16 protein-coding genes are annotated in these 17,998 nt (G+C 45.8%); 8 read left to right on the plus strand and 8 right to left on the minus strand.

Going from position 1 to position 17,998, the window contains the following annotated elements:
- Positions 1-205: 205 nt before the first annotated feature.
- On the minus strand, positions 206-1,048 hold the full coding sequence (locus KYK27_RS06040; RefSeq protein WP_199109073.1) for a cyanophycinase: 843 nt from the start codon (positions 1,046-1,048) through the stop codon (positions 206-208).
- A 423-nt stretch (positions 1,049-1,471) separates the two neighbouring features.
- On the opposite strand from KYK27_RS06040, the gene KYK27_RS06045 reads away from it, so the two are divergent.
- Genes KYK27_RS06045 through KYK27_RS06055 form a run of 3 tightly spaced genes read left to right on the plus strand, consistent with a single transcriptional unit; the run spans position 1,472 to position 2,033 of the window.
- Complete coding sequence (locus KYK27_RS06045; protein ID WP_199109074.1) at positions 1,472-1,636, plus strand: hypothetical protein; 165 nt, start codon at positions 1,472-1,474, stop codon at positions 1,634-1,636.
- Between the two features lie 40 nt (positions 1,637-1,676).
- Complete coding sequence (locus KYK27_RS06050) at positions 1,677-1,832, plus strand: hypothetical protein (protein WP_199109075.1); 156 nt, start codon at positions 1,677-1,679, stop codon at positions 1,830-1,832.
- A 24-nt stretch (positions 1,833-1,856) separates the two neighbouring features.
- Positions 1,857-2,033 carry a hypothetical protein gene (locus KYK27_RS06055; protein WP_199109076.1) on the plus strand — a complete coding sequence of 59 codons (177 nt, stop codon included), beginning with the start codon at positions 1,857-1,859 and terminating at the stop codon, positions 2,031-2,033.
- 513 nt (positions 2,034-2,546) lie between these two features.
- On the opposite strand, the gene KYK27_RS06060 is transcribed toward KYK27_RS06055, so the two are convergent.
- Complete coding sequence (locus KYK27_RS06060; protein WP_199109077.1) at positions 2,547-3,122, minus strand: hypothetical protein; 576 nt, start codon at positions 3,120-3,122, stop codon at positions 2,547-2,549.
- A gap of 345 nt (positions 3,123-3,467) precedes the next feature.
- Complete coding sequence (gene arfB, locus KYK27_RS06065) at positions 3,468-3,881, minus strand: alternative ribosome rescue aminoacyl-tRNA hydrolase ArfB (RefSeq protein WP_199109078.1); 414 nt, start codon at positions 3,879-3,881, stop codon at positions 3,468-3,470.
- Between the two features lie 101 nt (positions 3,882-3,982).
- Between arfB and KYK27_RS06070 the strand changes: the two genes are divergently transcribed.
- Genes KYK27_RS06070 through KYK27_RS06085 form a run of 4 tightly spaced genes read left to right on the plus strand, consistent with a single transcriptional unit; the run spans position 3,983 to position 5,941 of the window.
- Positions 3,983-4,360, plus strand: coding sequence for a sensory rhodopsin transducer (locus tag KYK27_RS06070; RefSeq protein WP_199109079.1), 378 nt, complete (start codon positions 3,983-3,985; stop codon positions 4,358-4,360).
- 52 nt (positions 4,361-4,412) lie between these two features.
- Positions 4,413-4,601 carry an alpha-amylase family glycosyl hydrolase gene (locus KYK27_RS06075; RefSeq protein WP_317195896.1) on the plus strand — a complete coding sequence of 63 codons (189 nt, stop codon included), beginning with the start codon at positions 4,413-4,415 and terminating at the stop codon, positions 4,599-4,601.
- Positions 4,602-4,636: 35 nt separating this feature from the next.
- Positions 4,637-4,819 (plus strand): hypothetical protein, encoded by a 183-nt coding sequence (locus KYK27_RS06080; RefSeq protein WP_199109081.1) that lies wholly within the window; start codon positions 4,637-4,639, stop codon positions 4,817-4,819.
- A 27-nt stretch (positions 4,820-4,846) separates the two neighbouring features.
- The gene (locus KYK27_RS06085) at positions 4,847-5,941 is read left to right on the plus strand and encodes a site-2 protease family protein (RefSeq protein ID WP_246594253.1); all 1,095 of its coding nucleotides are present in this window, start codon (positions 4,847-4,849) and stop codon (positions 5,939-5,941) included.
- A 204-nt stretch (positions 5,942-6,145) separates the two neighbouring features.
- Here the strand turns inward: KYK27_RS06085 and dgt are convergent, their stop codons facing one another.
- The 5 genes from dgt to KYK27_RS06110 all read right to left on the minus strand — a co-directional run bounded on the left by dgt (position 6,146) and on the right by KYK27_RS06110 (position 14,486).
- Entirely contained in the window at positions 6,146-7,516 is a 1,371-nt protein-coding gene (dgt, locus tag KYK27_RS06090) for a dGTP triphosphohydrolase (RefSeq protein ID WP_199109083.1), read from the minus strand.
- Positions 7,517-8,094: 578 nt separating this feature from the next.
- On the minus strand, positions 8,095-10,224 hold the full coding sequence (locus KYK27_RS06095; RefSeq protein WP_199109084.1) for a T9SS type A sorting domain-containing protein: 2,130 nt from the start codon (positions 10,222-10,224) through the stop codon (positions 8,095-8,097).
- A 289-nt stretch (positions 10,225-10,513) separates the two neighbouring features.
- Positions 10,514-12,607 (minus strand): M56 family metallopeptidase, encoded by a 2,094-nt coding sequence (locus KYK27_RS06100; RefSeq protein WP_199109085.1) that lies wholly within the window; start codon positions 12,605-12,607, stop codon positions 10,514-10,516.
- The gene (locus KYK27_RS06105; RefSeq protein ID WP_199109086.1) at positions 12,604-12,993 is read right to left on the minus strand and encodes a BlaI/MecI/CopY family transcriptional regulator; all 390 of its coding nucleotides are present in this window, start codon (positions 12,991-12,993) and stop codon (positions 12,604-12,606) included. Before KYK27_RS06105 ends, KYK27_RS06100 begins: the two co-directional genes overlap by 4 nt.
- Positions 12,994-13,985: 992 nt before the next feature.
- Positions 13,986-14,486: a hypothetical protein gene (locus tag KYK27_RS06110; RefSeq protein WP_199109087.1), complete on the minus strand. Its 501-nt coding sequence runs from the start codon at positions 14,484-14,486 to the stop codon at positions 13,986-13,988.
- A gap of 200 nt (positions 14,487-14,686) precedes the next feature.
- On the opposite strand from KYK27_RS06110, the gene polA reads away from it, so the two are divergent.
- Positions 14,687-17,527 (plus strand): DNA polymerase I, encoded by a 2,841-nt coding sequence (gene polA / locus KYK27_RS06115; RefSeq protein WP_199109088.1) that lies wholly within the window; start codon positions 14,687-14,689, stop codon positions 17,525-17,527.
- Positions 17,528-17,998: the final 471 nt, after the last annotated feature.

Here is a 17,998-nt window from a genome sequence, read left to right on the forward strand (position 1 = left end):
CCCTTTGAAGGGGTAAGGAAATGACAAAGGGCAACTATAAAACTATAACACCAAATACAACTATAGCAGAAATTCCCCTCTTGGGAGGGGCAGGGGTAGGTTAATATAACACCTATAAAACGAAAGCTAATCTCCTTCCCCTGTTCTTAGGGGAAGGTTGGGAAGGGGTAAAACCACCACTATAGATAGAGGTCAAAAGTTAGTATTATGCTGTAAGTCTGTTGCCATTTAAGGTAGTCTGGTGCTCAACTGGCTGAAACAAATGGTCGCGCAGGCAATAGCGGTACCCTTCCGTAAGCAGGTGCATTACCAGGTTTTCTACGGCTATAGGTTCGTTTTCTTCGGCTTTACGCACACGCGAGAATCTTACTTTGCTGGCATCAATTATAGTTACCACTCCCGGCCCGAAAACTTCAACCTGGTCGCCTTCTTTAATAATAATACCTGTTTCTTCGCTCAGGCCGATGCCAATATGGGTAGGGTCGTGGGCAACGGCATGGGCTAAGCGGCCAAAACGGCCCCGCTCGGCAAAGTGTGTATCAATGTAAACATTATTAATAAAGCCGAAGCCTATAGTTGTTTTCATTTCGCCTTTGATGAGCGAGTAGTGGCCATACCCATCGTATATCATTCTGTCAGACATAACGGCGGCTCCTGCACTGGTGCCTGATATGATAATGTCTTCTTCCCTGTAACGCCGGCTCATGATCTCGAAGAGTTTTGTGCCCCTCAGAAACTTAGCTAAACGTAGCTGGTCGCCACCGGTAAAAAATATCACATCTGCTTTTTCGATGCGCTCCAGGTTTGCAGGCAGATCCGCTTCGTGCTCCTCATCTATGCGCATAAAATTTACACTACTGCATCCCAGCTCTTCAAATGCTTCTTTATAGGCGTGTCCAGAATCAACGGCATCCGATGGCTTGGGTGTGGCTGTGGCAATAACTTCTATGTTCGAGTTGATGTCGCAGATTTCAGAGCGTATCAACCGGATGAGACCTTCATCATCGCCGCCGCCAAGAGCTATCAATTTTCCTTTAACCTGTTCCATATATGCTTTCGCTAACTGTAAAGTAAGTTATACTTTGTTTTGGCTGCCTTTGTTGATATGCTTCAGGCCCCATTTTAGATATAAATAATGCTTTTACCTGTCTGGAGGCAACTATAGCTACCTGTAAAATCCTCATTTTAAGAGACATGTCCTGTAGCTGTTCTGTCCGGAAATAAAAATTTGTTCGCTTCTGAACAGAAAAGTGTACGCCACCGGACACTTTTACAAGCCTATATAGCTAGCACCTGCTTATAACAGTCTGATATACAGATTGTTATTTGATTTGGCACGCAAAGTGTAATATCCCAATCAAGAATAAAAAAAATTATAGATGGCCAAGCAACCTTTAGATCATGAGCTCCATCTATTAGTTACAAAGCATCAGAAAGAAAAGAATTTATAACCAACTAACTACCTACAATTATGAAAATTATCGCACTGCTTTTCGCATTACTACTGGGCCTGGGGGCCGGCATGAAAAAAACTGCTGACGATCAGAAAGAGACCAGCTTCCAAAGTGAGCTTAACCAGTACAAATCTTACCCTAACTTATTGCCTGTTGTTGAAGTGATAGGACACAAAAGCTAATCAGTAAAAAAAGTACCTAAAACCATTAAATCTTAAAACTATGAAAATTATCGTTCTTCTTTTAGCTCTCTTAATTGCATTCGGATTTGCCGTAAAACAAGCAGTCGAAAATATCGAGGAGATGACCATTCAGCAGGAAATAAAGCAGCTGAACAAATACCCTAACTTATTGCCTGTAGTAGAAGTAACAGTATAACACCGGCTACACAGGTCGCGCCACTTGCCTGCCATACCAAGCACCAACTATAATTACCCGTACTATGAAAGCCTTATTGCTTTTGCTGGCGCTACTGCTGTGCATATACCTGGCCCGGGTAAAAACACGAAGCGCCAGATCATTAATGTCACCACGCAACTACCCCGAAATGCTGGTTCACCCTTACCAGCATGCCACTAACCTGGTCCCGGCTACCTTGACTGTATAGTTTAAGAAGGGACTTTCATTCACCCTCACCTTAATTTTTAATTTTATGGCTAATAATTTAAAGCCGCCAATGTTACGATATGCGTAAATGGCGGCTTTTTTTTGCCAACTATTTAGTGTTTAAACCTTAAGAAAGCGATTATTGAAAACTATAGGACTGATTTTCTGATGTTACGAAGCATATCGCAATTGCCTTTTTTACCAGTTACAAATAGCTTACATTTGCTATGCAGGGCAATGTCTGAGGTGTTAGAGTGAAAACTTGCTCTGTGGAATATGCCTGCAGGCTATTTCTTAAGCTAGAGTGCAAGTAACCCGTTTACCAACTAATATTGTTGCGGTTGTAGAAAGTAGTACGGCAAACGGCAGCCCCCTGCCATGCCTGAACAGATCCAATACACAGAAAACAAACCCGCTGCAACAATGTAGCTTGCACTTGATTAAAAGGCTCGGTCCCCGCCGGGCCTTTTGCTTTTATAACTATAGTTAGCGGTTTTCGCCTTTCAGAATATCGAAAATAGAGGGCTTTTTATCCTCATCTTTATCGCGGCGTTTTTTCTTGTCATCTTTTTTGTCGCCGTTGCCGAATGGCCAGATCGGATTCTTTTTCTTTTTTTCTTTCACGATCACATACCTCACCGATACCCCTGAAGAAAGGCCAATCCAGTCTTCGTGGTTAATATGGATGGCAGGCTTAATATCTGCGGAGAGCAGGAAAGGCAAACCGTTTACCTTGTATTCCAAACCAAGTATGGCATCGGCTCCTGTGAAAACGCCATTATCTTTTAAGTTACCCACGTGCGCACCGCCACCCAGATAATAGTTAAAACGCTCACCCAGTAAAGGGAAATGCCACTCGTAGAGCGCAGTACTGCTATACTCGCGTGCTCCTACCGAGGCAATGCCTTCTATAGTGCCACGTTCATGTACTTTCTGCTGAATAGAGAAACCTACCTTATCGCTTTCGAAGCGGACACCGGCGGCTGTTCTGTATTTCTGGGCGTATGCCTGTATACTTACTGCTGAGAGTATAAGAAAAAACAGGAGTGCTTTAATTTTCATATGCGGTTTACGTGTTAACTATAGGGACTTCACAAAAATCTATCCCGATAACGACAAAAATCAGCATTAACCTTATCCTGAGTTAAAATGCTTTATATAGTTTAAGTTTTGATTAGAACATTTACAGGCACAGTGGTCATTATTGGTAAAGATGCTGTTTTGAATGAAAGCACCAGCTGTCAGACGGCGATTATCTCACAAGCTAGGTCTCTTGTTTCCAGTTTAGAAGCTTCGAAATAGTATAAAGCTGCTCTGCTCAGTTTTAAGAACCAGTTTACTTATATGCGACTGTCTCTGCCGCCTTTTCAGGAGCTAGTAACTATAACTTGTGCATATTTACGTGCATCAAAGATCTGCACGGTAGCCACGGTTCGCTTTTTTATCTGACTGCTTCTTTTTGCCTTCCAGCCTTCTCTTTACCGATGCCTTTGTTGGCTTAGATGCTTTGCGTTTCTTCTGTTGGGTAAGTGCCTGTCGCAGCAATTCGTAAAACCGAGAAATACAGAGTTCCTTGTTTTGTAACTGGCTGCGTTCTTCCTGGCAAACTACCTGCAAATAGCCGTCGTTGGTTATCCGGTTAGCAAGCTTTTCCTGTATGCGTGTCTTTTCTTCGTCGGTCAGCAGTTCAGAGCTTTCCACATGGAACCTCAGTTCTACTTTGGTGGCTACTTTATTTACATTCTGCCCGCCGGCACCACCGCTCCTCGATGCCTGGAACTGTAATTCCCTTTCTAAATCTCTGTCTTTTATTTCTATCATAAACTATAAAGCATTGTATAACGCAGCCTGTATCCAAACCATACTATAAACTATAGCCGTAGTAACTATAAAACTGCCACCGCAAACTATAAAACGATACTATGAAACAAGCAATCGGGCACAAAGTATGGGCCATCGCCGAAGGCTATATTCCGGCTTACAGCAACGGACCGGAGCCACAGTTTACCAGCCACGAAACAGCCTGTATTTTAAACACCTCGGACCAGGATGCGCATGTAAAGATATGGATATACTTCAGCGATCGCGATCCGGTTGGGCCATACCAGCTTACTGTTCCGGCAAAACGCACCAAACATCTGCGCTTTAACGACCTGAAAGACCCGGAACCGGTGCCGTTGGATACCGATTATGCCAGTGTTTTTGAATCGGATGTGCCGGTGGTGGTGCAACATACCCGCTTAGACTCACGGCAATCAGAAAACGCCCTGCTTAGCACCATGGCTTTTCCGGCGGGTTAATAAACCTGAAGAGCTACTAGGCAAACCTGCCTTTGCTGACAAGCAGGATGGCATCTGGAGTTGGGACGAAGAAGCAAAAATGTATTCCCTGCATTGGTATTACGAACATCAACCTGACCTGAACATCTCTAACCCTGCCGTGCGCGAAGAGTTATACCGCATTATGCAGTTCTGGTTACTGATGGGTGTATCCGGCTTTAGGGTTGATGCAGCACATATACTATTACAAAGCTTCAGTTAGAAAGACAAAGACGAGTTGTATGACCTGTAGAGGACATGCGGGACTTTATAAACATGCACAGCCGCGATGCCATTTTAGTTGCAGAAGCATCGGGGCCGCCGCATGTGGTTGAGTCTTTCTTTGAAGGGAAAGAGCGGATGCACATGATGTTCAATTTGCCGTTACCGCTGCACAGCCCTAAAAAAGCAAAGTCTAAAGGCTTACAAACAAAAGGCTGATCACTTCGTTATGGAATAAGTATAGTTATGCTACCACAGCTGATGAAATGGTCTCTAACACTGGGCAGGGTTGCAGGTATCAGGATTCTGGTACACTGGACTTTTGTGCTGTTACTGGGTTGGGTTGCTTTTACAGAATCGCAGCGCGGCAGCGACCTGAATACTATTCTGCTGGCTATTGGCTTTGTGCTTTCGGTTTTCGCGTGTGTGGTACTGCATGAACTGGGGCATGCCCTTACAGCGAAAAAATACGGCATTAAAACCCGCATGATTACGCTGCTGCCCATAGGTGGCGTTGCCAGCCTCGAAAGGATGCCCGAAAGCCCGAAACAGGAATTGCTGGTTGCTGTAGCCGGCCCTGCTGTTAATGTGGTTATCGCATTTATATTATGGCTGGTGCTGCCCGGTTTACAGGCCATTCCATCTGATGAGTTCTTTATGCGCATCACACCAGCTAATTTTCTCTATTTACTGCTCTTCGTTAATATTATGCTGGTGCTATTTAATGCTATTCCAGCTTTCCCGATGGATGGCGGCCGGGTGCTGCGCGCTTTGCTGGCTTTTAAACTTGGGCGGGTACGTGCTACCCAGATCGCGGCCAATCTTGGTCAGTTACTGGCCATTGTATTTGTTTTCTATGGATTTCTCACGAATCCGTTCCTGATCCTGATCGGCCTGTTTGTTTTCTTTGGTGCTTATACCGAAAACATGATGGTGCAGCACCTCGACTTTTTGCGTGGCCATAGTGTACGCGAAGGCATGATGACAAACTACGTTACCCTAACTCCGGACAACACCGTACGCGACGCATTGGAAAAATTGCTGATGGGCTCCGAGCACGAATTTATAGTTGAGCAGGACGGAAATGTAGTTGGCACGCTTACCAGGAGCCAGCTGATACAGGCTTTGAAAGAAAACAAAACCGATACACCTGTAGCTGAGATCATGACGCAGGAGTTTGTTTCCTTTGATGTGAAAGATAAGTTGTCGGCCGCCTATACAGAATTGCAGAAATCCCGCTCTCCGCTATATCCTGTTTTAGAGAATGGCCGCCTGGCAGGAGTTATCAATACCGATAATATCAACGAGTTTATCATGATCAAGTCAGCGCTGGTTAATTAGTATTACTATAGGCTATAATTAGTGGTTCCTTCACTTTTGTCATTCCGACGAAAGGAGAAATCCGGATTTTATAGTGCCTGCTTCTATAGTTCTGCTTTTGCCAATCCGACGTAAAAATAAGCCGGGCCCCAATTGCTGATCTCACTACCTGAACCAGGCCTTTGCTCTATAGTTACTCCTTAACCTTCCATCTCCATAACTTCCCTAATACATTCGCGGCAACTCAATACCTTTAATTTTGCGGAACAGGTTTATAGCTGCCTGGTCTGTCAGGCTGGTTACGAAGTCGGTGATGTGGATGATGCGCTCGTAATCGGATACAGAATCCGGCAGTTTAATGTAGTGTGTTGGAATAAGGTCGGCAAGTTTGCGGTGGCGTTTCGACTCCGGCAGAAATACGGCTTTCATGCAGGCATCCAGTAATCCGCCCAGCACTTCAAAACCAGCGGCTTCAATTTCCAGCACCGGTTTGTTACGGTAGATCTTCTTAACAGAAAGTATTTTGATCTCGTCAAGCACTGGTTTGCAATCCAGCAGGTTGATAAGCGGTGTATCAAAGGTGCCGGCTAATAATGCGTCTTCGTTTGCCAGAAACAGCGCAGAACATTCTTCTATTAGTTTATTAATTATTCTGGCACGCAGGTAACCGATCTCTTCGCGCCAATCGTAAAACTTTATAGTTGATACACGGTTCGGATCATCCTTTAAGATCTGTTTAAGCAATTCTATACCCTGTCTGTGCGGCACCAGGCCAAGTTTTAAACCGTCTTCAAAATCTATGATGCGGTAACAGATATCGTCAGCGGCTTCGACTAAAAAGGCCAGTGGGTGGCGGTGGTAAAATACAGTTTTGCTATCACCTTTGCGCAATAAGCCTAACTCCTGCGCTATGGTGTTAAACCAGTCTTTTTCTGTCTGGAAGAAACCGTACTTTTTTTCGCTGGTGTGCTTCGTGTGCTCAATTACGGGCAGCGACTCTTTCGGGTATTTAGTAAAAGTAGCCAGCGTGGTATAGGTCAGGCTCAAACCGCCGGATAAATTGCAGTGCTCCGGGTAAGTATAAGTAAGCACCCGGAAACCGGCAGCGTTACCTTCAAAACTCAATAAGTCTTTACGTTGGGCGTCGGTCAGGTTTTGCATGAATGGCTGGGCAGCTTCGCTCTCAAAATAAGAAGAGATCGCATCTTCGCCGGAGTGGCCGAAAGGTGGATTCCCAATATCATGAGCCAGACAAGCAGCGGCAACTATATCTCCGAAATCTGCTTCCTGTATATGTTTTTCCTGTGCTAAGGCCGGGTTACGCTCCAGTATGCTTTTGCCAACTATACGGCCCAGCGTGCGGCCCACTACCGATGCTTCCAAACTATGGGTAAGACGGGTATGAACAAAATCACTTTCGGGCATGGGCATTACCTGCGTCTTGTTCTGGAGTCTCCTGAAAGCCGAAGAAAACACAATACGGTCGTAATCACGCTGAAACTCGCCCCGTACCGATTCATCCGAAGTATACTTTTTATCAGCACTTTCGAAGCGTTTTTTAGAGATCAGTTTGGCCCAGATAGTTGTATGTTGCATAGGTAAGGTTAAAAAGGTTTACTTACTTAAAGTATAGCCACAATCAGGTTACTGTGCAGATCTGCTTCGGGTGTGGCCGTCGGTACCATAACACAGTATACTCTACTTCAAATATACCTTTATCTGCATAAACACTCTACCAAAATATTTCAGAATTAATGATTAAAGTTCGAACGCCTCAATGTTACGACTAACAGGAAAACAGATCTTTTTTTAACCATCGTTTGTGGCAACACCAGCTTTAAACACATTTTTTATAGAATAAGAGCTGAAAATACTGATGTTACGAAGGGCATGCAAATAGCCTTGCAAAGTGGGTATTATAAGTGTTCTTTTGTAACAGATCTTCGAACCTTTCCAGGCTTAAAAAACAAATAGGCAGCTCTAAATACATCATCTGGCAACAGATTATGACATTGCACCTATGCAAAATAAAGTGTTAGAGTTTGTGTAACGGGCGTGCATTTGTTCCGGCAAGTGGCACGCCCGTTTTTTTTATGGATATAACTATAGTTTAAACTATAAAACAAGCGTGGGCCTGACGCAACTTGTCCCGGCCCACCCATTTTATAGTTTGCTTATAGTTTCACGATTTTAGTAGTTCCGCTACTCTGTGCGGTACTCCATTTCAGAATATAAACGCCAGCAGAAACACCGGTCAAGTCGAATTCCAGCGGCAAGTTCATGTCTGTAAACGTTATCTCGAAGTTGCGCACTATTTTCCCGGAAGTATCATACAGAGATAGCTGCATAGGCGTATTTCTGTTTACCAGGAACCTTACAGTAAATGTCTGGTCGGCCCCTACCGGGTTTGGCGCCACCTCAAACTTAAACAGGAAGCTTGGGTCTGTTACTCTTGCCACAAATGTGTACTTGAAAGAGCCATCTTTATAGATAACACGCAGCCTGTAATAGCCTGTGCCCTGCAGAGGATCCCGATCGGTAAAGCTGTTTGCAGCGGCGGCATCTACCGACCCTATCTCTGTAAAGTTTATACCGTCCTCACTTCTTTCAACTACATAACGGACAATATTCTCTTCCGCAACTGCATCCCAGGTTACTACTACATCGTGCTCCGAATTATAGTCTGCCTGTAAGGTGGCCACTTCTTCTGCCAGGTTACAAACACCATCCAGTTTTGGCTTCATAACCGGTTTGCGGCAAACAGTGGCAACGTTTTCCTGCGTACTGCTTGCTATTACCACCTTGCCACCTTCAATATCTTCGGGGCTAAGGTCGCGGAAGGCTCTGGCGAACTCGAGGGCGTAGTGCATTACTGCGCGCGGCAAAATTACGTGGCCCAGCTGGTGGGCATGGCCTAACTCGTGCAGCATTACGGTTTCAAAGTCGAACTGGCGGCCCTCAGGAGGCCCGGGACCATACTCCCAGGAAATGTTGCTGTTAATCTCCATATCGAATTCAGACATCCACCAGTTTATTACACCGGTAGCAACTACCTGGCAGCCGCGGTAACGACTCAGCGTACGTGCCAGCACATCTTCACCCACCGTAGACTCAGGCTTAAACGTGATAACTATCTGGTCGTCGGCAGCGCTCTTATCTATAGTTGTTGGTGCGCCTACCTTCCAGTTCACGTTGGTTTCGCATATCCAGCTGTTCATGGCTCTTATAAAACCTTCGCGTGCGTTGGTGCTGCTTTGCATATTCGGCGCAAAGTGTATCGTGTAGCCACCTTCGCCATCTACATCAATAAGTGCAGGCTGGTACGTAATGGAGTCTTCGTAGAGATTGCTGTATGCGTATATGATCGTTATTTTATCTGTAGTTGTAAAGACAGTGCCACCATCCGGCGTTACCTTTATCTCTCCGGTGCCGGCTGTTCCGCCATCTTCGCCAGTCGAAGGTATGTACATCCTGATCTGTGTGTTGGTCCAGGAGAGGTAAGCATCTTCCGGGGACTTTGTAAAGGTTTTGCCACCATCATCAGCGTTGCGGAAAGATACAAAGCCCTTGCCGCGCACGTTGCCAAAGCCTGTTCCGGTTATAGTTAGTATAGTTTTGGTGCCCGCACTTGCTGTTTTGGGGCTAAAACCTGTAATAACTGCAGCTGCCAGTGCACTGTTTTGTTTTTGTGATTGCTGTTGTGACGTTGTCTGTAGTTTCTTATTGGTAGTTATAGTTCTATAGTTGGTTCCTGTCTTTTTGGTAATTGCCCGGTACACCTGCTCCACAGAGCTATAGTTCTCAAAAACGCCCTGTGCTGTTTGTGCCTGCACATCATACCGGATAAAGCCCTGCTCACTCGCATAAGGACGTGCGCTAAAACGGGTATTGCCAGGGGTATTGGCAAGTCTGTTTTGCTGCTTCAGAAAGAACATGCCCTGCTGCCCTTCATTTAAAGTCAGTGCTACAGAGTACACATGTTTATCCAGACCTACGGTGCCGCCATCGGTTATTATTTCCAACTGGGTTTCCTGCAATGTGCCCTTAAACAGCTTATATACCTTAATGATGTTGGAGGTATAGATGTTTTCGTGCTGTGCATCCCAGAAAGATCTTTTAGAAATTACTTCGCCCTCTACCACCACATCGGCAGCCTGCACGCGTTTTTCCAGGCTTACCTGAATCATGTGCATGCTGTTATCAGCAAATAGCTTCTGGGTAAAGAGCAGCAAAAAGCACAGCAATATCAGCCTGCTGCGGGTAGGGCTAAAGGCTGTGCTATACCCGTTGTAGATAGTATTCATAGAAGAGATTATATGTATAGTTGTAACAGGTGCGCGGGTGATACCGGGAGCTCAACTGCTAAATTGCTTTTACGCAAATTACGGCACTAGAGTATAAAAGGTATCCAGGTCGTTTGTAGTACGTTACAGTTTTTTTACTCCCGATCTCATTTTTAGCCGGCTAAAAAGTTCTATAGTTCAAGTTAGTAATATTCAGTGAACAATATATAATATCGTTCCTTAGAGCTTTGGTAAATAAAAAAGGGCTACACGTGGCAGCCCTTTTTTACAGGTATAGGTTGGATACAGATTAGTCTTCAACTCTAACTTCGCGGTTCTTACCGTCTTTTTTGTAAGTATAGTTAAATGGTTTTCCATCGCTGTTCTTCATCATGCTGCGGTACTTGTTGTATAGTTCCTGCGACTGCTTTTTGCCATCGATGTACAAACCGGTGTTGTCGATCTTGAAATCCACCTTTTCAGTGTCATTCTTTATCAGGCCGTCTTTAACCAGTTCTTTATTTACGTTGTCGAGCACTCCGGAAAGCTCTTCATGGCGCTTCATGCTCTCTTCGTGGCGTTTCATACTTTCATCGTGTCGTCGCATGCTTTGCTCATGGTTGCGCATCGCTGCCTCATGCTGTCCCTGTATCCGGCGAACATCTACTTTTACACGCTTGCCAGCATCAGCTTCTACACGCTCAGAATAGGCACTCATTTCCGCCTGAAACTGTTGCATGTCTTTCTGGAACTGTAGCATATCCTTTTCATACTGTTTCTGATCCCGCTCATATTCTTTCTGCTGCTTTTTCAGTTCGGCTTTGTTCTTGCCATCCAGGTTAAGCGGCATAATAGGAGGAGCCGGTGGAACTGGCGGTACTATGGGTGCTAAAGGTACTCTGGGATGAGCGCCCGGTGCGGGTGGGGCAGGTGGCGGAGGTGGAACAGCCATCCGATCCTTGTCAACCAGAATTCTGTACTCGTAACGGTTTTCTTCCCGGTTGTTACGGTTACTTCTGCGTGCTTCGGCAACAGCGGCCCTTTCACTGATTATCTCACGATCCACTTCTACGCGGCTGGCTTTCGGTGCATTTTTAACTGCTTCCAGGCGCTGGTTTATCAGGTCGTTATATTCCGGTATGTCCTTCTTCGGTATCTGCTTGCCGTTTACATACAGTTCGGTCACTTCCCCTTTTTTATTCTTGATGATCACGACATCCTTTTTCTTACCCGTGGTATCCTGGGCAATAAACGAGTAAGCAGAATAACTTTCTTCTAACTCCGGTGCCGTAACTATAAACTCAGTTCTTTCCTCAGCTATAGTTTCGTTAGTAGGTAAGGTTTTGATTGCGGGCTCTTCTTTCATACCGGCCATAGCGCCCACCGACAAAAAGACCATACTGACAACTATAACCAGGGCAGCCATAAATCCTTCTGAAAATGTTGGTCGCAAAGCCGGCTGTTCCACCAGCCTTTTAATACGGGTTAATAAAGAGCCTTTTCTGCCTGCCAGCGCCATGGCCAGTTTTGGTGTAACGGGCAACTGCATTTCTGCAATCGCGGCCAGCGCCCGGGCATAAACCAGGGAGTTGCCACAAACGGCCACTGCCATGTCGTCGCAGCAGTTCTCACGCTCATCGCGCACCACCGCCGACATCCACCACATTGCCGGATGATAAAAGAACAGCATATCAACTATAGACTGCAGCAAATTTACCAGGAAATCGTTGCGGCGAATATGTGCAAGCTCGTGGGCAAGAATGGCCTCTACCTGTGCCATGCTTAAACCTGTTACCGCACCAACCGGCAATAAAATAACCGGCTTCGCAAAACCGATCACCATCGGTACCTTTACCATCGCTGATTCGGCCAATTGGATCGACTGCTTCACTCCGATCTGCGAAGCTATCGTTTGCAAACTTTGCTGCCATTTAACTCCAAGTAATTCCGAGCGGTAACGAAGCCGTTGCATAAAAGCCAGTCCTCCTAAAAAGCGGAGAGCCATAACTACAAGGCCCAGCAACCAAAGTGTAACCAACAGTGGCAGGTGCTGCTCAAAGTATAGTTGTGCTGTAGTGAATGGGTCAGCTATAGTTGCAACCTCTGCAGCCGCAACTATAGGTGTGCTTTCAGAAAGTAATACCGCTCCGTTACGGACTTCTATAGTTGCAGTGTCGGGAGCCGAACTATAGTAATAAGAAAAGGTGGCCACTGAAAGAAGTAATTGCAGCAGCATAGCACCAGTGCCCATGAAATAGCGCAACGTTGCTTTATGCTTTTGTAGCAGCACCAGCAGTAAAGCCAGTGTGAGTGCCACCAGCGCACCTTGCCATAACGAATGTAGTAAGGTCCAGCCGAGCGCTTTTACCAACGCCTCCGAAGCCAGTTGTGAGATCAGGTTCATTTATTTCCTCCTTCCAGTTTATCTAACAGGTTTCTTATTTCATCTATTTCTTCCTTAGAAGTGTGCTGGCTACCCAGTGCCTGCATCACCAGCTTGGAGGCTGATCCCCGGAAAGTTGTGTCCAGGAAACGGTCCAGCAAACGCTGTTGTGTACTTTCCTCAGACATAAGAGGCTTAAACACATGAGACTTGCTTGATTTATCGGCTTCCAGGATGCCCTTTTCGGCCATTATCTGCATCAGCTTCAGGGTAGTGGTGTAGCCGGCATCTTTGGTTTCGCTGAGCACATCGTGCACAAAACGCACCGTCGAAGGCCCGTTTTGCCACAACACCTGCAGAATCTCCAGTTCGGCTTCGGTAGGTTTGTAAGATTGGTTCTGGTTCATAGTTCTTAAAAGACAAAAGTTAAAGTGTTACAGCTGCATCACTAAGGTATACGAATGTTTTCGTAAATAGAAATTTTATATACGATTTTTTTCGTAGGCAGTGGTAATTTGGTAGTGGTTGGTTGTTTTGGAGGGTTTTGAAACAAGGTAGGTTGGCTTTAGTTATTGTTTTTCTGATGACGTGGGGTTTGTAACTCAACTGGCCAGTAGGGATTTGAATTGTCTGAATCAGGATTTTCAGGATTAAAGGATTGGCAGGATTGGGGTTTATGCTATAGTTGGGGGTAAAGTTTTATAGTTATTGCTTCTCCGCTGCCGCAAGTTTTCAACTTGTGGTTTTGCATGGTGTTGAGTTTGTAACTCAACTGGCCCGATAGGGACAGGCATAAGTAGTGGCGCTGGTTATTATGCTATAGTTGGAGTATTAACCCACCCCTACCCCTCCCTAGAGGGGAATTTCGGCTATAGTTATAGTTGGTGCTATAGTTCTATAGTTTGTGTCTTAACACTCCTGTAGTCTCCCCCCGAGGGGACAATTCCGCCTTTGCTATAGTTTAAATTATAGTTCTATAGTTACATTTCACGAGTAGGACAGGTTCACCTGTCCCTTTGGAACTATCACCACGATAAAGCCATGCAACTATAGCGGCTCTTAAACTATAGATTAACTATCGAACTGATATCAGTCTTTGGGTTGAGCGTCTTGTGAATCTCTGGTGGCGCAGCCATTGTGAGGTACGAACAAAAGAGATTCGCGCAGCGCGATGCCCGAAGACGGGGCCTCCCGGCCGTGAGGGCACCAAAGCTGAATTGGAACTGTAGGTGAGTAAAGCTCTCAGTATTAAAGGAGATTTGAAAGAAAGGCTTGTTTCCAGTTGCGATTGGCTTAACCTATAGGACATCAGACACTAGCAGGAGCTGCGCACGCTGCTAGGTCTTGTAACTATAAGCTGAGATAGATTTCTCTCTGCGTTCGAAATGACAAATGAAACCTATAACCCACCAACTATAACCTTTGATACAACACCCAGCACTACAACACCAACACCGAACCCGGCAGCGGCATTTCCGAAACGTTTGCGATGTGCCTGTTTTTTAAAGGCCTCTTCGTAGGCTGGCTCTTTCATTAAATGCGCATTCGGATTGGTGACTGATGCAGTACTCGGAGGCACTACCGAAACAACTGTGCCTGTCACAAGCCCGGCAGCAGGGTAAAGTATCGTGGTTCCCATGGTTCCCCAGAAAACGCCTTTTGATTTATAGTACAGTTTGGCATCTTCTCGCCCCTGAATCCGCAGCTTTGCAATTTCTTCCAGCATTTCACGCTCCAGGGTAGAGACTTTAGCCTCAACTATAGTTACTGACTTTACTTCTTCAGAAAGTGCAGGCTGATAGGGTACGAAACTATAGTTTGTAGCAAATGTTGATTTCTGTGCGCTGGCAGGTATGCAGAAAGCCAGAACCGCGAAAAGGAGGAGTAAATATTTTGCCATCAGCTAAGCTTTAAAATATACTATTCGGAAGGGGACATGCAGGAATTGTAAAGAAGTACAACCACTGCTCCTTCTAACGTATACAAACCAAAACCGGACAATCAATTGGAGAATAATAATCTGTAAAATCCTATTTAAGCTGTGCAGGTGCTACTACGTATAGATTTGCAGATAATAGCCACACACGCTACCTTTATACTATGAGCAAACCAAGAAAAAAACTGTTCCTGCTGGATGCCATGGCCCTGATTTACCGGGCACATTTTGCGTTCAGCAAGAATCCCAGAATAAACTCAAAAGGCATGAACACGGGCGCGGCGCTCGGCTTTACCAATACACTGGTAGAAGTGCTGCAAAAAGAGAAACCAACGCACATTGGTGTTGCCTTCGATTCAGCTGCCAAAACCTTCCGTCACGATAATTTTGCGGCTTATAAAGCTAACCGACAGGCCATGCCTGAGGATATTTCGCTGGCTATACCTTATTGCAAAAAAATTGTAGAAGCTTTCAACATTCCGGTGCTCATTCTGGATGGTTATGAAGCCGATGACATTATTGGCACCATGGCTTGCAAAGCCGAAAAAGCTGGTTTTGATGTATACATGATGACCCCCGACAAGGATTACTGCCAGTTGGTAACGGAGCATGTGTTCTTATACAAACCTGCCTTCTTGGGAAATGCCGTGGAAGTATGGGATGTGAACAAAGTGCTGGAGAAATGGGAGATTGAGAATGTAAGTCAGGTAATCGATATTCTTGGTCTTCAGGGTGATGCGGTGGATAACATTCCGGGCATACCGGGCATTGGCGAGAAAACTGCAAAAGCGCTTATCCAGAAATATGGCTCCGTAGAGAACTTAATCGCCAACTCGCATGAACTGAAAGGCAAGCAGAAAGAGAACGTAGAGAACTTCGCGGACCAGGGGATCATGTCGAAAGAGCTGGCCACCATACACTGCGATGTGCCGCTGGAGTTTAGCGAAGAAAGCTTGCATTGCGACGCGCCGAACGAAGAGCAGCTGATAAATCTGTTTAACGAACTCGAGTTTCGGCAACTGGCGCAGCGTGTGTTAGGGCAACCAATGGCGGCTGCAGCGGCAAGTGTAGCTACCAAAACAGCAAAACGCAAAACTTCAGAATCTGGCCAGACATCGCTTTTCGGAGCAATAGAAGCACCTGTTGAAGAAACTATAGTGGATGATGCAGTTCCTGTTGCGATGCGCAGTTTCAAGAACTCGATGGCAGATTATCATCTCATAAACACACCTGAGCTGCACGAGAGCCTGGTAAGTTATTTAGAGAGACAGGAAGAAATCTCGTTCGACACCGAAACTACAAGTATAGATGCCATTACGGCCAGGCTGGTAGGTATGTCGTTCAGTTATCGCCCCGGCGAAGCGTATTACATTCCGGTTCCGGCAAACGACAAAGAAGAGACACTCCGTATAGTTAGCCTTTACAAAAACGTGCTCGAAAATCCGGCTATCCAGAAGGTTGGCCAGAACATCAAGTACGACATCATGGTGCTCAAAAACTATGGCGTAGAAGTACAGGGGCCACTTTTCGATACCATGCTCGCGCACTATTTATTGGAGCCCGAGATGCGCCACAATATGGATGTGCTTTCGGAAACATACCTGAACTATACACCTATTCCGATCACCGACCTGATTGGACCGAAAGGCAAGAACCAGCTAACTATGGCTGACCTGGCTCCGGAGGATGTGAAGGATTACGCCTGCGAAGATGCCGATGTTACCCTGCGTCTGAAACTATACTTTGAACCACTGCTGCAGGAACGCAACCTGATGAAGTTATTTCATGAAGTGGAAACGCCATTGGTACAGGTGTTAGCTGATGTGGAACGCGAAGGTATAACGATAGACTCTGATGCACTGGCTGATATTTCGACGCAGCTCGAGAGCGAGATCATTACCCTGGAAAAACGCATTTTTGAAATTGCCGGCACCCAGTTTAATATCGGCTCGCCAAAACAGTTAGGTGAGATATTATTCGACAGGCTGGAGCTTCAAGGGAAATCAAAACTAAAGAAAACCAAAACCGGCCAGCATGCTACTGGCGAAGAGGTATTATCTAAACTGGCAGGCGAGCACGAAATTGTACGGCTTATATTGGACCATCGCCAACTGACCAAATTAAAGTCTACTTACGTGGATGCGCTGCCGCAACTGGTTTGCTCGCTGGATGGTCGCGTGCACACGTCGTTCAACCAGGCAGTAACCGCAACCGGCCGCCTGAGCTCTACCAACCCGAACCTGCAGAACATTCCGGTGCGCACGGAACGTGGTCGTGAGATACGCAAAGCGTTTGTGCCACGCGATAACAAACACCTGCTTATCTCAGCCGACTATTCCCAGATTGAGCTTCGCATCATGGCCGATTTCAGTGGCGACCCCACCATGAAAGAAGCCTTTAAGAATGGACTGGACATTCACGCCTCTACAGCAAGCAAAGTGTTTCACGTGCCACTCGACCAGGTAGATGGAGAAATGCGTCGTAAAGCCAAAACTATTAACTTCGGTATCATTTACGGTATCTCGGCATTTGGCCTGGCAGAGCGCTTAAGCATTCCACGCCGCGAAGCTGCTGATATCATTGAAGCCTACTTCCAGGAGTTTCCGGCTGTGAAGGAGTACATGGATGAAGCCATCAACAAAGCTCGCGAAGACGAATATGTAGAGACATTGCTTGGGCGCCGCCGCTATCTCCGCGATATCAATTCCCGCAACCAGAACATCCGCGGGTTTGCCGAACGCAACGCGATAAACGCACCAATACAAGGTACTGCAGCTGATATCATCAAAATAGCGATGATCAACATTCATGAGTACCTGAAGCAGGAAAATCTCAAAACCCGCATGATCCTGCAGGTACACGATGAATTGCTGTTCGATACGCCAAAAGAAGAAGTGGAGATCGTTACGCCGAAAATCGTTGAGTTGATGACGAATGCTCTACCGCTCAGTGTACCGATGGAAGTTGGTTTAGGAGTTGGCGACAACTGGCTGGAAGCGCATTAATCTTTCTTAAACTATAGTTTGAAGCGGTGGCTGGAGTTTGTGCTTCAGCCACCGCTTTCTTTGTCGTTATACTGAGCGTTTTCTGAAGGATCTAATTGTTCTATAGTTCCTCTTTTGTCATTTCGAACAAAGTGAGAAATCTATCTCGGCTTATAGTTGAGATCTCTACTATCTGGTCCAAGTTCTTTCTTTCAAATTTCTTACAATCCTGGGAGCTTTACTTACCTACAGTTTCATCTCTAGCTTTGGTGCCCTCACGGCCGGGAGGCCCCGTCTTCGGGCATCGCGCTGCTGCTTTCTTGCTTCCCTCGTACCTCGGGTTGGCTTCGCCACCGCAACAAATCAAAGGCGCTCAACCCAAAGACTGATACGTTTCTCATAGCTATAGCTTGTCTATAGTTTGAAACGGTAAGCTTCGAGATTTATCGGGATTATAGCTCCTTGGGGACAGGTAAACCTGTCCTTATCGTG

Source organism: Pontibacter populi, assembly GCF_019336435.1.
Taxonomy (GTDB): Bacteria; Bacteroidota; Bacteroidia; order Cytophagales; family Hymenobacteraceae; genus Pontibacter; species Pontibacter humidus.

Excerpts from the sequence above, each read along its gene's own strand:
- polA (WP_199109088.1), top strand. The coding sequence starts at position 14,687 with ATGAGCAAACCAAGAAAAAAACTGTTCCTGCTGGATGCCATGGCCCTG.
- KYK27_RS06105 (WP_199109086.1), bottom strand. The coding sequence starts at position 12,993 with ATGAACCAGAACCAATCTTACAAACCTACCGAAGCCGAACTGGAGATT.
- KYK27_RS06100 (WP_199109085.1), bottom strand. The coding sequence starts at position 12,607 with ATGAACCTGATCTCACAACTGGCTTCGGAGGCGTTGGTAAAAGCGCTC.
- arfB (WP_199109078.1), bottom strand. The coding sequence starts at position 3,881 with ATGATAGAAATAAAAGACAGAGATTTAGAAAGGGAATTACAGTTCCAG.
- KYK27_RS06050 (WP_199109075.1), top strand. The coding sequence starts at position 1,677 with ATGAAAATTATCGTTCTTCTTTTAGCTCTCTTAATTGCATTCGGATTT.
- KYK27_RS06045 (WP_199109074.1), top strand. The coding sequence starts at position 1,472 with ATGAAAATTATCGCACTGCTTTTCGCATTACTACTGGGCCTGGGGGCC.
- KYK27_RS06080 (WP_199109081.1), top strand. The coding sequence starts at position 4,637 with ATGCGGGACTTTATAAACATGCACAGCCGCGATGCCATTTTAGTTGCA.
- KYK27_RS06085 (WP_246594253.1), top strand. The coding sequence starts at position 4,847 with ATGCTACCACAGCTGATGAAATGGTCTCTAACACTGGGCAGGGTTGCA.
- KYK27_RS06040 (WP_199109073.1), bottom strand. The coding sequence starts at position 1,048 with ATGGAACAGGTTAAAGGAAAATTGATAGCTCTTGGCGGCGGCGATGAT.
- dgt (WP_199109083.1), bottom strand. The coding sequence starts at position 7,516 with ATGCAACATACAACTATCTGGGCCAAACTGATCTCTAAAAAACGCTTC.
- KYK27_RS06070 (WP_199109079.1), top strand. The coding sequence starts at position 3,983 with ATGAAACAAGCAATCGGGCACAAAGTATGGGCCATCGCCGAAGGCTAT.
- KYK27_RS06060 (WP_199109077.1), bottom strand. The coding sequence starts at position 3,122 with ATGAAAATTAAAGCACTCCTGTTTTTTCTTATACTCTCAGCAGTAAGT.
- KYK27_RS06095 (WP_199109084.1), bottom strand. The coding sequence starts at position 10,224 with ATGAATACTATCTACAACGGGTATAGCACAGCCTTTAGCCCTACCCGC.
- KYK27_RS06110 (WP_199109087.1), bottom strand. The coding sequence starts at position 14,486 with ATGGCAAAATATTTACTCCTCCTTTTCGCGGTTCTGGCTTTCTGCATA.